This window comes from Vibrio sp. 1562 (genome assembly GCF_033340155.1).
Classification (GTDB): domain Bacteria; phylum Pseudomonadota; class Gammaproteobacteria; order Enterobacterales; family Vibrionaceae; genus Vibrio; species Vibrio alginolyticus.
This window is the reverse complement of the sequence record NZ_JAWOVY010000446.1, coordinates 1-644: the sequence shown is the minus strand read 5'-3', so window position 1 is coordinate 644 and position 644 is coordinate 1. Positions and strand designations below refer to the sequence as shown.

At 42.7% G+C, this 644-nt stretch carries 2 tRNA genes; both read right to left on the bottom strand.

The window, feature by feature from the left end:
* Positions 1–353: 353 nt before the first annotated feature.
* Positions 354–429, bottom strand: a tRNA-Ala gene (locus R7Z49_RS25720).
* 42 nt (positions 430–471) lie between these two features.
* Positions 472–548: transfer RNA gene (locus R7Z49_RS25715), tRNA-Ile, on the bottom strand.
* Positions 549–644: the final 96 nt, after the last annotated feature.

The following is a 644-nucleotide window of genomic DNA, read 5'->3' as shown; positions in this document are numbered from 1 at the left end:
TCATCGCCTCTGACTGCCAAGGCATCCACCGTGTACGCTTAGTCACTTAACCATACAACCCGAAGGAGTTTCGAGTTAATGTTCAAATCACCAAAGTTGTCTCTCATTATTTGAATGAGCGAGAGACATATCGATTTTGCCGGACTCATCTCTTTACCTTCATTTTTAGAAAAAATGAAAACAAAAAGCCAAGAACACTTGAATGTGTTTTTTGGTGTTTGTCTTAAAGACAAACATTGAGAACTTTACAAACAACAATAAATTGTTGTTTTGTCAGCTTTCCAAATTGTTAAAGAGCTAGATTTTCTGATGAAAACCATTTTTAAAGATTCTTTTTCAAGAACACTTAAAGATGGTGGAGCTATGCGGGATCGAACCGCAGACCTCCTGCGTGCAAGGCAGGCGCTCTCCCAGCTGAGCTATAGCCCCATCAAGGTGTCGATACTGTCGCCAATTCCTTGGGAAAGAAATTGGTGGGTCTGAGTGGACTCGAACCACCGACCTCTCGCTTATCAGGCGAACGCTCTAACCACCTGAGCTACAGACCCAGTATCGTCTCTTTACTTTATAAACCGTATCAATCTGTGTGAACACTCATCGCAATAATCATCGTTTAAGGAGGTGATCCAGCGCCAGGTTCCCCT